Genomic DNA, 12,973 nt, shown 5'->3' on the forward strand with positions numbered 1-12,973 from the left:
CGATCGAAAGCCCGGACGAATCACAGCCGGGCATAAAACTGGACAAACGATCACAAACGGTAATAGCTATTAGCTATCGTTTTGCGAGGCGGGGTGGCGGGGCGCGCCCGGGACGGAATACAGGCACGATAGGCAGACCGAATTGATATCGTGCGGGCTTCCGACGTCTGGAGGGACATGTTCACCACACTCGCCAAGGTGGCAGGCGCCGCCTTCGCCGTCGCCCTCGGTGCCGCGCTCCTCGGCACCGGCGCGGGCACTTCGCAGGCACAGCCAGGCCCCCCGGTGATCGGCGGCGGCTCCGGAATCGTCATCGACGACATGTTCGAATGCACCGTCACCACCGTCGGGCACGACGGTGCGGGCCGACTGGTCGGTCTCACCGCCGGGCACTGTGGCGACGCGGGCTCCACCGTCACCGCCGAGATCGACCGCGGATTCGGCCAGATCGGCCGGTTCGCCTACAGCAACTACGAACTCGACTACGCGGTCATCGAGTTCACCCCCGGCCGGATCATCCCGGTGAACCGGATCGGCAATGTCAGCATCACCGGGCTCGGCGGGCCTGCCCAGTTCCCGACAATCGTCTGCAAGGAAGGCCGCACCACCGGCAACACCTGCGGCATCACCTGGGGTGATGTCTTCCAGACCAATACCGAGACCTGGTCGCAGATGTGCGTGGTCGAAGGCGATTCCGGGGCACCGGTGGTGGTCGGCTCGACGCTGGTCGGCATGGTGAACGCCTACCTCGCGGTGGCCTGCCTCGGACCCGAGGTCGGAACGAACATGAACTCGATCATGGCCGATATCAACGCGCGCGGTGGTGTCGGCGCGGGCTACCACCCGATCTGATCCCGCCCGTCGCACCGAGGGCCGCGTGGACGTCGTCCACGCGGCCCGCTGTCATTTCGGGGTGCCCGGTGCCAGCGCCGGTCCGTCGGCGCCTGCGCAGTGCGGCAGGCAGTCGACCCGCTCCGGATCCGGCGCCCGGCGCGGCACCCGCAGCAACGCCCCGGCCAGCACCGCACCGATCAGCAACAGCACCGCGCACCAGCGCATGGCCGTGTCGAACCCGGCGCCGAAGGCGACCGGATCGCCGAACGCACCGGACAGACCAGCGATGCCGGGTAGCGCGGCGACCGCGAGCAGCTGCGCGGTCCTGGCGACGGCGTTGTTGACCCCGGAGGCGATACCGGCGTCGGCGGAGGGCACCGCGGCAAGCACCGCGCCGGTCAGCGGCGCCACCATGATCGCGAGGCCGAGACCGAAGACGACGACGCCGGGCAGTACATCGGTCAGGTAGTTCGCCTCGGCCCCGACCCGCTGCAACGCGAACACGCCCACCGCGGCGAGCAGCGGACCGACGGTCATCGGAAGCCGCGGACCGTGCCGCTGCGCCCAGCGCCCCGCAGGTGCCGAGAGCACCAGCATCAGCAGCGTCACCGGCAGACTCGCCGCGCCCGACGCCATCGGCGAGTACCCGGCGACCAGCTGCAATTGCAGCACCAGCAGGAAGAACACACCGCCGAGCGCGGCATAGACGAACAGCGTCACCAGATTCGCCACCGTGAACACCCGCGAGGCGAACAGCGACGGCGGGACAAGCGGATTCGGGCTGCGCAGCTCGACGAGCACGAAACAGGCCAGCCCGGCGACACCGACCCCGATCAGCGTCGGCCGTGTCTCGATCAGACCGAGCGTGAGCGCACCGAGCGCGACGGCGACGATCACCGCGCCCGGCACATCGATCCGTGTCGGCGCGGCGGGATCGCGACTCTCCGGCACCGAGCGGATCGCGACAACCGCGACGACCAACGCCAACGGCACGTTCAACAGGAAGATCGCACGCCAACCGACCAGGTCGATCAACCCGCCGCCGAGCAGCGGCCCCAACGCACCGGCCACCCCGCCGAGACCGGACCACAGTCCGATCGCGCTGCCCTGATCACGTTCGTCGATCGACGCCGAGATCAGGGCGAGGCTGCCGGGAGTGAGCAGCGCCCCCGCGACCCCCTGCAGCAACCTGGCAAGCACGAGCATCTCGATATTCACCGCGACCGCGCACAGCAGCGAGGTGAGCGCGAATCCGACGATCCCCCAGACGAACACGCGCCGCCGACCCAGCCGGTCGCCGAGCGAGCCGCCGAGCAGGATGAACGACGCGAGGGTGAGGGTGTAGCCGTTGACGGTCCACTGCAGGCCCGCCACGTCGGTGTGCAGCGATTCGCCGATGCGCGGCAGCGCGACCGAGACCACGGTGGCGTCGAGCGACGCCATCGAGGACCCGAGAATGGTGGCGAGCAGGATCCACCGTCCCGTGGCCGATTTCAGCCGAACCGTCGTGGTCGGGGGCACCCGACCACGGTAGCCGCTCGCGGCGCTACAGGCTCTGCACGCAGACGACGACCCGGCGTTCGGCGTACTTGAACCCGGAATCGGCGGCGTCGGGGCAGTTGTCCACGCTGTCGGAATCGGTGTCGATCGTGATGACCTTGACCGGCTCGGTCGCCGCCTCGCCACACTCGATGCGCGTCGGCTCGTCGCCGCCGACATCCATGCAGCCGCCGACCACCCAGTCGATGTCGAGACACAGCGCGCCGGTCTCGATGCCGTTGAGGGTCTCGGCGTAGAAGTTGTCGCGGTCGCTCACGCAGCCGCTGCTGGTCGGGGCCTTGCCGATGACCTTGTAGTTCGAGGCGCGGCTCCCGCAGGACGCCTTCTCGATCGTCGCGTCGTCGACGGTGCCGCCGAGCGCGACGCAATCGCCGATGCTCGCCTCGAAGTCGGTGGTGCCGCCCCTGCTTGTCGTGGTCGGCGCCGGCCTGGTGGTCGTCGGCTTGGTGGTGGTGGCGTCGCTGGTCGCCGGGACCACGTCGATCGCGGGTTGCGCGTGGCCGTCGATGGTGCCACCGCAGCCGGAGGCGAAGAACGCGGTCACCGCGAAGGCAGCGGCACCGGCGATCCGGCCGATGGGCAGGTCTGCAAACACCTTCTGTGAATACACCACCGGAGCCACCTGCGTCGACTCCATCAGCCGAACCCGGTTGCCGGGTTACCCTGGCCTTCCGGCCTCCCCGGCCGAACCCACATCAGGAGGTGAACCCGATGGTGGCAGCAACGGCGGGAGATTTCGGGCCGAAGACCCAGCGCGGCGGGGTGCCGCCGGCCGCGCCGCGGGAGATGCTGATCGATCCGCGGTTCATCCGGCTGGCCGACCACTTCTTCGGGCTGTTCCCGCAACCGAGCCGGGGTGGCGGCGCCTTGGCGATCTATCTGGACGGCAGGCCGGTCGTCGATGTCTGGGCGGGGTGGGCGGCCAAGGACCAGCGTTGGAACGGCGAGCACGTGGCGCTGGCGTTCTCCACCGGCAAGGGCGTCGCGGCGACGGTCGTGCACCGGCTGGCCGAGCGCGGTCTCATCGACTACGAAGCGCCGGTCGCCACGTACTGGCCGGAGTTCGCCGCGCACGGCAAGCACGACATCACCGTGCGCGATGTGCTCTCGCACCGTGCCGGGCTGCACCGGGTGCGCGGACTCGTGCCAGGCCGCGAGGGCATCCTCGACTACGCGGCGGTGGTCTCCGCGCTGGCCGAGAGCCCGGCCGATCCGCGCCGGATCCGCGCGTCGGGTTATCACGCGATCACCTTCGGCTGGCTGGTCGCCGAGATCGTGCAGCGGGTCACCGGTGAGCCGTTCACCGCGGTGCTGCGGCGAGAAGTGGCGCAGCCCTTGGCGGCCGAGGAGTTCTGGTTCCAGGTGCCGCCGGGCCAGCGGCACCGGATCGCCAAGATCTTCCCGCACCTCGCCCCGCCGGGAATCCGCTGGAACACCGCGTCGTCGGTGCTGTCGTGGGTCAGGCCCGCGCGTGGCCTCGCCGAGGCGGGGATGCCGGAGAGTTTCGACGAGCTGGTGCGCGATCCGCGCGTGCACGACGCGGTGATGCCCGGCTGGAACGGTGTGTTCTCGGCCCGCGCGCTCGCCAGGATGTACGGCGCGCTCGCCAATGACGGCGTCGTGTACATCGACGACACGGCGGTGCGATTCCTGCGGCCGGAGACCATCGAGACGGTCAACCGGACCCAGCAGACCGACAGCCGCGACTACGTGCTCGGGCTGCCGTTGCGGTTCACCCTCGGCTATCACCGCCCGGTGCTGATGACCAAACAGCAGCCACGACACGCGTTCGGGCACTACGGCATCGGCGGGTCGGGCGCCTATGCCGACCCGGATCTGCGGATGTCGATCGCGTTCGTCACCAACCGGCTCGGCAATGCCGTCACCGCGCTCGGTGACGCGCGGTTGGCGAAACTGTCGGCGATCGCGCAGGGCACGGTGCGCAAGGTCAGGGCCGCCGAAGCGTAGGTCGAACCGTTCGGGCCCGCGGATCGTAGTGATGGACATGACCGTGCCACGTCCACCGCGCTGGTCGCTGCCGCATGGGCTGGCGGCGGCGGTGGACTTCGACGGCTATCTGCGGCGCCGTGCCCGCCACGGTGATCCGTTCGCGGTGGGTTTCCCCGGCTTTCCGCCGGTGTTGTTCACCGGCACCGCCGACGGCGCGCGCGAGCTGTTCCGGCTCCCGGTCGAGCTGGTTCGCCCGCCCGCCCCGAATCCGATCGAGCCGATGGTCGGCGCTGCCTCGTTGATCCTCAGTTCCGGGTCGCGGCATCGCGCCGACCGCGCGCTGCTCGCGCCATCGATGCACGGACCACGGGTGCGGGCACTGGCGGGAGTGATTCGCGATGCCGCGCTCGGCGAGCTCGAATCCGGTTCCGGTCCAACGGGTCCATGGCGGCCGGGTACCCGGATCGACGCGCTCACCGTGGCGCGTTCGATCACCCTGCGTGTCATTCTGGCCGCGGTATTCGGAAGTGACACCGGCTCAGCGGAATACGTGCCGTCGGAACCAGGTGCAACGGGGCGCCGAATCGACGCATACTCCCGTGCGGTCGGCGATTTCCTCTCGGCGTTCACCACACCGCTGCTCGCGGCCCCGATCCTGCGGCGCGGGCCGACGGGTTTCGGTCCATGGGGTCGATTCGTCGCCGCCCGGCAGCGGGTGGACCGGCTGATCCTGGCCGATATCGACCGTCGCCGCCGCGACGGCCCCGGCGACGGCGACCTGCTCGATCTGCTGCTGGCCGCCCGCTACGACGACGGCGGCACCCTGATCGATTCCGAACTCTGCGAACAGCTGCGCACCCTGCTCGTCGCCGGGCACGAGACGACCGCGACCACACTGGCCTGGGCGCTGTACCACGTGCATCGCGAGCCAGGACTGCTCGCCCGGCTCACCGACGAACTGGCGGCGACCGCCGAGCCCACCGAGCAGGCGACACTACCGCTGCTCGGTGCGGTGTGCCAGGAGACGTTGCGCCTGCACCCACCGGTGCCCATGGTGCTGCGCACGCTCACCGCGCCCGCGCGGTGGTGTGGACTCGAGCTGCCGGCCGGGCAGACGATCGGCCTCGCGGTCGGGGTACTGCACAGCCGACCGTCGAGCTGGCCCGCGCCCCGCCTGTTCCACCCCGAGCGCTTTCTCGACCGCAAGGTCGGCCCGTTCGAGTACGCCCCGTTCGGCGGTGGTCATCGCCGCTGCATCGGCGCCACCCTGGCCGAGTTCGAGTTGCGGGTGGTGCTGGCCACGGTACTCACCGAAGTTCGGCTGCGACTCGACCCCGCGCTGGCGGCCGATCGGCCGCGCGCGGTACCGCGCAATCTCGCGACCGCGCCCGACCGGCCGATCCGGTTCACCCTGCTCGCGCGGTGATCCACGGCACAGGCCGTCACAGCTGCCCGGCTGCGGGCATGCCGTGCACGAGGACTGCGCCGACCGCGCGATACCCGCGCTCGGCGAGTTCCTGCGATGGCCGCTGTCTCGTATCAAAATCAAATCACGGCCGGATTAGTTTTTGAGACAGCGATAGATCGTCGCCCTGGACACCCCGAACCTGGCGGCGATCTCCGCCGCGGCGACCCCGTCGGCGTGCAACCGGACGACCTGCTCGACCAGATCGGCACCGAGCTTGGCCGGACGACCGCCCGCCCGGCCACGGGCTGGTCCGCGCGGCCTGGCCGCGACCGGTTCGCCGAGCAGGGCGCGAGCACCGTCGAGGATCAGCGCGCGCAGTTCGTCGGCAGGCTCGGCCCGGAACAGCACCACCGGATCGGCCAGCCCCGCCACCACCTGCGCGGCCCGTACCCGCTGCGCCAGATCAGCCGACGGGCCTGCGACCAGCTCGTTGGCCAGCGCGATCGCGGTGCGGAACCGGTCGGCGATCGGGGCCTGGACCAGCAGTGTCATGTCCTTCACCAGCATGGTCAGGGTGTGCCGGTGCCGCAGGTGCACGTCGACGTAGCCCTCGATCGCCCGCCACCGCACCCGCTCGGCCTCGCCTGCCTCCTCGGCCGCGCCTAGGACCGCCTCCAATTCGTCGAGCAGCGGCACGGTGAGCCGCTGCAGGATCGCCTCCTTGGAATCGAAGTGGTAGTAGAGGGCGGCCTTGGTGATGCCGACCTCGTCGGCGATGGCCTGCATGGACGCGGCGCGGTACCCGCGCCGGGAGAACAGCTCGCCTGCCGCGGCGAGAATCCGCTCGGATGTTGTCACGATGTCGACTTACCTATGGTCAGTAGATGGGGTAGATTGCCAACCAAGGGTCAGTCTATCGCCGCAGGGTGGTCACCATGAGAACCGAAGTGTCGTTCGATGTCGCCGGTACCCGCTGCGCGGGCCACCTCTGGCTACCCCATGGCCAGGACCCCGTCCCCTGCGTGGTGCTCTGCCACGGCTTCAGCGGGACCATGGACCGGCTGTTCGACTACGCCGAGCACTTCGCGGATGCCGGGTTCGCGGCGCTGGTGTTCGACTACCGGAGTTTCGGCGCCAGCGAGGGCGAACCACGTCAGGTCGCCACGATCGCGGGCCAGCTCGACGACCTGCGCGCCGCCGTCGCCTTCGCCCGCGGACATGCCGATATCGACCCGGAACGCATTGCCCTATGGGGCAATTCGCTCGGCGGCGCGCACGCGGTGACCATCGGTGCCGACGATCCGCGGATCGCGGCCGTGGTGGCACAGATCCCGTTCAACGGCTTCCCGAAGAAGGTGGAAGGCCGATCGACCACCGAGACCCTGCGGCTGCTCGGCGCGATCGGGTACGACGCGCTGCGCGGCGCACTGCGGCTGCGGCCGTTCTACATCCCCATGGTCGGTGCGCCCGGGACGCTCGCCGTCACCACCACAGACGAGGCCGAAGCGCACATCCACACGCTCACCGGTGGCGGAGAAACGCTGTGGCGCAACACCATCGCACCGCGCGCCCTGCTCACCATGATGACGCGCTACCACCCCGCCGACGCCGCGACCCGCCTGTCCTGCCCACTCTTGGTCTGCGCGGCCGCCGACGACCGGGAGACACCCGTGGAAACCAGCCGCGAACTGGCCGAGCGGGCACCCCGCGGCGAATTGCGCGTGTACCCCGGCACCCACTTCAGCTTCTACACCGACCCGGCGTTGCGCGCCCGGGTCGGCACCGAACAGATCGACTTCCTCCGTACCGCAACAGATCAACTCAGGGAGAAACTATGAGCAGCCCCCAGGCGGATGTGCTGATCGTCGGCGCCGGGCCGGTCGGCCTCACCGCCGCCGTCGTGCTCGAACAGCTCGGCCACGACGTCGTGGTCGTCGACAAACAGGCGGAGGGCGCGAACACCTCACGCGCCGCGGTCCTGCATCCACACACCCTCGAGATCCTCGAACCCTACGGTGTGACAGCCGAACTCGTCGCTCGCGGCGTGCACACCCCGACCTTCGCGATCCGGGACCGCGATCGACTGCTGATGGCCGTGCCGTTCACCGGGCTACCCACCCGCTACCCGTACACGCTGATGATCTCCCAGGCCGACACCGAGCGGTTCCTGCTCGAGCGGCTCACCCGACTCGGCGGAAAGGTCGACAGGCCGGTCACCGTCACCGCGATCAGCCAGGACGCCGACGGGGTGCGCGCCGAACTGGCCGAGGGCGAACCGATCCGCGCGCGCTATCTACTCGGCGCCGACGGGATGCACAGCATCGTCCGCGAGCAGGCCGGCATCGGCTTCACCGGCGGCAGCTATGCCGAATCGTTCGTGCTCGCCGATGTCCGGCTCTCCGGCGGGGTGCCGCGCGAGGAGGTGATCCTCTACTTCTCGCCCGCCGGTCTCGCGGTGGTCGCGCCGCTGCCCGACGACCGGTTCCGCATCGTCGCCACGGTCGATCAGGCGCCCGCCGAGCCCGACGCCGCGTTCGTGCAGGCCCTGCTCGACGAGCGCGGCCCCCTGGCCCGCCCGGCCAGGGTCGAGGAAGTGGTGTGGGGTTCGCGCTTCCGCGTGCACCACCGGATCGCCGACACCTTCCGGCGGGGTCGGGTCCTGCTGACAGGCGACGCCGCCCACGTCCACTCGCCCGCGGGTGGCCAGGGCATGAACCTGGGCATCGAGGACGCGATCACCGCCGCCAGCACACTCTCGCGGGTGCTCGGCGGCGCCGACGACGGCCTGCTCGACGAGCACGCCGCGCGGCGGCGCGAGACCGCGCAGGGCGTCGTCGCGATGGCGAGCAGGCTCACCGACCTCGCGACCGCTCCCGCGTGGGCCAGACCGGTGCGCAATACCGTCCTCGGTCTGGCCGGGCGCACCTCCCCGGCCAGGAACCGGCTCGCGCTTCGCCTGTCCGGGCTGGACCGCCGCTGAATCCGGGCGGTCCGGGCCACCCCGCCCGGACCGCCGTACCGGCAGCGAGCCAGTTCACATCGGCGTAGTGATTTCGGTCACTTGACGTTTGAAGCTCACACTCGTGTGTTTTCGGCTCGGCCTCGTTCACCGTCGCCGACTCGCCGCCGTGAGCGTGGCGTTTGCCGAAAGACGGTGCATCACAGCGTGTTATGTGATCCAGCGCACAGAGTTGCCGGACCGTTATCGGCAGGCGCCGGCACTGGCACGGTGTCACCGGTGCCGGGTAGGAATGGACGGTCAGGGCGGGGGAGTAGCAACGCGTCAATCACGAAGATCCCGCGCCGCCCAGCGGCACGGGAGATGGAATGGACGAGAAACCTATGCACCACGAGGCAAATATGCGGCAATCGCGTCGGCTTCGCCGTGGCCTGCTGCTGTCGGCGGCCGTCGCGACGACCGGCGCCCTGCTGGCCGCACCCGCGCAGGCCGAGCCGATCCTCCCCGGCTCCGGTTCCAGCCAGCCCGCGGTGAACGCGCCCGCTGCCGAAGCGCCGTTCGCGCCGCCGAACATCAACATCGCCGACGGTGAGACCGTCGGTGTCGCCCAGCCGATCATCATCACCTTCAAGGAACCGGTCGCCGACCGCGCGGCAGCGGAGAAGTTCATCGAGGTCACCTCGAGCAACCCCGCGCCCGGTCACTTCTATTGGACCAGCGACAAGCAGGTCCGCTGGAAGCCGAACGAGTTCTGGCCGGCGAACACCGACGTCGAGGTCGTCGCGGGCGGCACCACCAGCGCATTCCACATCGGCGACGCCGTCGTGTCCTACGTCGACGACAACACCAAGATGATCACGGTCACCGTCAACGGCGAGACCGTCAAGGAGATGCCGACCTCGCTGGGCAAGCCCGGCTACGAGACCCCCAACGGCACCTACATCGTCGGCGAGCGGCTCGAGAAGATGACCATGGACTCCTCCACCTACGGTGTGCCGGTCACCGACCCCGAGGGTTACAAGCTCGACGTCGAGTACGCCACCCGGCTGTCCAACAGCGGCATCTTCGTGCACGCCGCACCGTGGTCGGTCGGCCAGCAGGGCTACTCCAACGCCAGCCACGGCTGCCTGAACGTGAGCACCGAGAACGCCAAGTGGTTCCTGGAGAACAGCAAGCGCGGCGATGCCGTGATCGTCAGCAACACCCAGGGACCGACCCTGAGTGCCGGTGACGGACTCGGCGACTGGAACTGATCCACTGAACAAAAGCCGAACAATACGATCTTTCGCGGTCGTGTTGTTCGGCTTCTTGCTGTACTCGCACCTGTGCGCCCGATGTTCAGAAATTCGGCGGGCAGGGTTAACTAACAGTTCGCCGTGCGCCGTAAAACTGCCGCGGTGCGAAGCAGTCCGGAACGGGTACTCCCCACCCAACGTGGCCGAGGGCTGAAAAGCCGCCCGTGGCAGGACTACGCGCTGTTCCTGGTCCTGGTGCTGCCGAACCTCGCGCTGCTGACGCTGTTCGTTTACCGGCCGCTGGCCGACAACATCCGGCTGTCGTTCACCGACTGGAACATCGCCGAACCTGTCGCCACACCAATCGGTTTCGCCAACTACGTGGAGTGGTGGCAGCGCGCCGACTCGTGGAAGGTCGTCACCAACACGGTGATCTTCACCGTCTCCGCCGTCGTGGCGAGCATGGCGCTGGGCCTGGCGCTGGCACTGCTGCTCGATCGGAAATTGTTCGGACGCAATGTGGTTCGCTCCGCGATCTTCGCGCCGTTCGTGATCTCCGGTGCCGCGATCGGGGTGGCGTTCCAGTTCGTCTTCGATCCCAGTTTCGGTCTGGTACAGGACATCCTGCGCAAGCTCGGGGTGACCGCGATACCGGACTTCTACCAGGACCCGCGGTGGGCCCTTTTCATGGTGACGATCACTTACATCTGGAAGAATCTCGGCTACACCTTCGTCATCTATCTGGCCGCGCTGCAGGGCGTGCGCGCCGAGTTGATGGAAGCCGCCGAAATGGACGGCGCGAGCCGCTGGACGACTTTCACGAAAGTCCTTCTGCCGCAACTACGTCCGACCACGTACTTCCTGTCGATCACGGTGCTGCTCAACTCGCTGCAGGTCTTCGACATCATCAATGTGATGACGCGCGGCGGGCCACTCGGCAACGGCACGATGACGATGGTGTTCCAGGTGTACGAGGAATCGTTCCGCAACTTCCGGGCCGGCTACGGCGCCACCGTGGCCACGATCATGTTCCTGGTGCTGCTGGTGGTCACCCTGATCCAGGTGCGCGTGATGGATCGGGGCGAACGATGAAACACATCGGTCCGCGGACACCGGCCTACCGCCGCAGGGAACGCGCGGTCACCGTGCTCGGCTACGCAGATACTATGTTCAACTCCTACCAGTTGACCCTCTTCGTGAAAGAGTTGGCGGAGACTGCAGCACGAAATGAGCGCGAAGAAGAGGTTGTGACGGTGCTGCGTGAGGCTGCGCAAGACGCGATCAACCGCCACGGGTACCTGTGGTTCAGTGGCGATTGATTTCGGCTGTATCAGCGACGGGCCGGCGCGGATCGATTCGCGCGGATGTCCGCCGATCCGGCGTCGATGCCGGTGAGCGCCGAATCAGGGTTCGGCACTCGAGGCGTTACGCCGTGTGGGAGTCGAATGGCGGTTTCGCGCAGTCGGTGCAGGATAGCCTCGATCTCGTCTGAGTCGTCATTCCAGAGTGCCATACAGCTGGGCGAGGTCGATGAGTAGCACGTCCGACGTCTTCGCGGCGCGCTCGCGAAGTGCGTCACTGAATCCAGCACCGCTGAAGCACGCGAGACGACAGTTCGAGGTATCGAGGCTGTTGGTGGCCAGAACCTCGCGGGCACGAGCAAGCCGATCCAGATGGTTCAGTCCCATCGTTACTCCCCATTTCGCTTCGCCGAGCAGCGACACCGCGCCCCGGTTCCCACCATTGCCCGGCTGGGTGACCGCGACGTCGATCTGAATTTGCTTGCGTACTACCGAATCGGTGACGACTCCGCAGCCCACATCGCCGAAAGCGGCATCCGGGCCGAGCATCTCGATGCCGTCGCCCAGCATGAACTCCCGGCAAACCGCCTCGAAGTGCGGCCCGGCGACCTGTGCCGCGAATCTCTCCTTCGAACGGACCCACACCTGTTGTGCCTGGCCGCTTTCCAATCGCGCCCAGGACGGGCGCATGACGGCTTCGTAGAAGTTGATCAGTGGTTCGGCTATGCGGTACAGGGACTTTCCAGCTCGGAACACGTCTTGCTCACGGACCAGCAGCTGGCAGTCCTCGAGCACGGCGAGCGGGTGCGAGATGTCAACCGCTTTGCGGCCGATATAGCCGGCGATCCCGCCGCGGGTGTTGTTGCCGTTGGCGACCGCCGCCAACACCGAATGATAGAGACCGGTGTCACGGATCTCGGCCTCCTCGGCCAGCAGGTAGCGCGCCTCCCGGAACAGCGGACTCAGCGGTGACAGCACCGATCGCGCCAGCCACGAGTCGAAGTCGTCGAGGGACGCGGGGACGTCGTCGGCGAGGAATTGCCTTCGATAGGCGGGTGTTCCGCCGAGTACCGCGTGCAGGCGGGCGGCTAGCGCGGGATCGGTCGCCACTCCCCAGAATGCCGCCGCGTCACGGTATCCGAACGGGCGGACAACCACCTCCAGCTGTGCACGCCCTCGCAGTGGCGCGTTGGCGGCGAGCAGCCCGCCCATCACGGACATCGCCGAGCCGCACAGCAGCAGCCGAGTGCCACTCGGCTCGATCTGATATCGGTCGGTCTCCCGCTGTATCAACGACGGCAGTTCGGGCACCGCCTTCACCAGGTACGAGAACTCATCGATCACGATCAGCAGTGGCTTTGCAGCATGTCCGCGTGCGGCCAGTCCGAACAGGTAGGTGACCGCATGGTCCCAGTTGTCGAACGAGATCGGTACTTCCGCTCCGGTGAATTCGGCCAACGCGGCCCCGAACTGTCGCAGCGACTCGCCTGCGGTCGCCGTCGTCGCCACGAAGTAGAAACCTCCGACCTGGTCGACCAGCGCCCGTAGCAGGTAGGTCTTTCCCATTCGACGCCGGCCGCTGACAATGCCGAGCTGGGCCGTCGTCGCCTGCCGCGACGCGAACGTCATCAGGGCTTCCCACTCCGCGGCCCGGTTGAACAAGTGTTCCGGCTTCGTCATCAGACCCAGGCTCCTCAAGTATTAGGAGTACATCCCTTAGAAGGGT

At 68.2% G+C, this 12,973-nt stretch carries 12 protein-coding genes; 8 read left to right on the plus strand and 4 right to left on the minus strand.

From position 1 onward, the window contains the following. Positions 1 to 177 precede the first annotated feature (177 nt). On the plus strand, positions 178 to 852 hold the full coding sequence (locus tag ACFOW8_RS03000) for a serine protease (RefSeq protein ID WP_378545055.1): 675 nt from the start codon (positions 178 to 180) through the stop codon (positions 850 to 852). Positions 853 to 903: 51 nt separating this feature from the next. Here ACFOW8_RS03000 and ACFOW8_RS03005 read toward each other — a convergent pair whose 3' ends face one another. Then, positions 904 to 2,355 (minus strand): MFS transporter, encoded by a 1,452-nt coding sequence (locus tag ACFOW8_RS03005; RefSeq protein ID WP_378545057.1) that lies wholly within the window; start codon positions 2,353 to 2,355, stop codon positions 904 to 906. 25 nt (positions 2,356 to 2,380) lie between these two features. Continuing rightward, positions 2,381 to 3,031 (minus strand): LppU family putative lipoprotein, encoded by a 651-nt coding sequence (lppU, locus tag ACFOW8_RS03010; RefSeq protein ID WP_378545060.1) that lies wholly within the window; start codon positions 3,029 to 3,031, stop codon positions 2,381 to 2,383. A 74-nt stretch (positions 3,032 to 3,105) separates the two neighbouring features. Here lppU and ACFOW8_RS03015 point away from each other — a divergent pair, with 74 nt between their 5' ends. Both ACFOW8_RS03015 and ACFOW8_RS03020 read left to right on the plus strand, forming a co-directional pair. Then, complete coding sequence (locus ACFOW8_RS03015; RefSeq protein ID WP_378545063.1) at positions 3,106 to 4,362, plus strand: serine hydrolase domain-containing protein; 1,257 nt, start codon at positions 3,106 to 3,108, stop codon at positions 4,360 to 4,362. 37 nt (positions 4,363 to 4,399) lie between these two features. Then, complete coding sequence (locus tag ACFOW8_RS03020) at positions 4,400 to 5,770, plus strand: cytochrome P450 (RefSeq protein ID WP_378545066.1); 1,371 nt, start codon at positions 4,400 to 4,402, stop codon at positions 5,768 to 5,770. A gap of 135 nt (positions 5,771 to 5,905) precedes the next feature. On the opposite strand, the gene ACFOW8_RS03025 is transcribed toward ACFOW8_RS03020, so the two are convergent. Beyond that, a complete protein-coding gene (locus tag ACFOW8_RS03025) occupies positions 5,906 to 6,610 on the minus strand; it encodes a TetR family transcriptional regulator (RefSeq protein ID WP_378545069.1) in 705 nt (234 codons plus the stop codon). Positions 6,611 to 6,687: 77 nt separating this feature from the next. On the opposite strand from ACFOW8_RS03025, the gene ACFOW8_RS03030 reads away from it, so the two are divergent. The 5 genes from ACFOW8_RS03030 to ACFOW8_RS03050 all read left to right on the plus strand — a co-directional run bounded on the left by ACFOW8_RS03030 (position 6,688) and on the right by ACFOW8_RS03050 (position 11,265). Further along, positions 6,688 to 7,590: an alpha/beta hydrolase gene (locus ACFOW8_RS03030; protein WP_378545072.1), complete on the plus strand. Its 903-nt coding sequence runs from the start codon at positions 6,688 to 6,690 to the stop codon at positions 7,588 to 7,590. Then, positions 7,587 to 8,732 carry an FAD-dependent oxidoreductase gene (locus ACFOW8_RS03035; RefSeq protein ID WP_378545075.1) on the plus strand — a complete coding sequence of 382 codons (1,146 nt, stop codon included), beginning with the start codon at positions 7,587 to 7,589 and terminating at the stop codon, positions 8,730 to 8,732. The genes ACFOW8_RS03030 and ACFOW8_RS03035 overlap by 4 nt, the downstream gene beginning before the upstream one ends. A gap of 380 nt (positions 8,733 to 9,112) precedes the next feature. Then, a complete protein-coding gene (locus ACFOW8_RS03040; RefSeq protein WP_378545078.1) occupies positions 9,113 to 9,964 on the plus strand; it encodes a L,D-transpeptidase in 852 nt (283 codons plus the stop codon). Positions 9,965 to 10,087: 123 nt separating this feature from the next. Then, positions 10,088 to 11,038 carry a carbohydrate ABC transporter permease gene (locus ACFOW8_RS03045; RefSeq protein ID WP_378545081.1) on the plus strand — a complete coding sequence of 317 codons (951 nt, stop codon included), beginning with the start codon at positions 10,088 to 10,090 and terminating at the stop codon, positions 11,036 to 11,038. Continuing rightward, entirely contained in the window at positions 11,035 to 11,265 is a 231-nt protein-coding gene (locus ACFOW8_RS03050) for a hypothetical protein (RefSeq protein WP_378545084.1), read from the plus strand. The genes ACFOW8_RS03045 and ACFOW8_RS03050 overlap by 4 nt, the downstream gene beginning before the upstream one ends. Positions 11,266 to 11,442: 177 nt before the next feature. Here ACFOW8_RS03050 and ACFOW8_RS03055 read toward each other — a convergent pair whose 3' ends face one another. Then, positions 11,443 to 12,927, minus strand: a complete 1,485-nt coding sequence (locus tag ACFOW8_RS03055; RefSeq protein WP_378545087.1) for an ATP-binding protein — start codon at positions 12,925 to 12,927, stop codon at positions 11,443 to 11,445. Between the last annotated feature and the right edge of the window lie 46 nt (positions 12,928 to 12,973).

Source organism: Nocardia rhizosphaerae (assembly GCF_042650365.1).
GTDB lineage: Bacteria > Actinomycetota > Actinomycetes > Mycobacteriales > Mycobacteriaceae > Nocardia > Nocardia rhizosphaerae.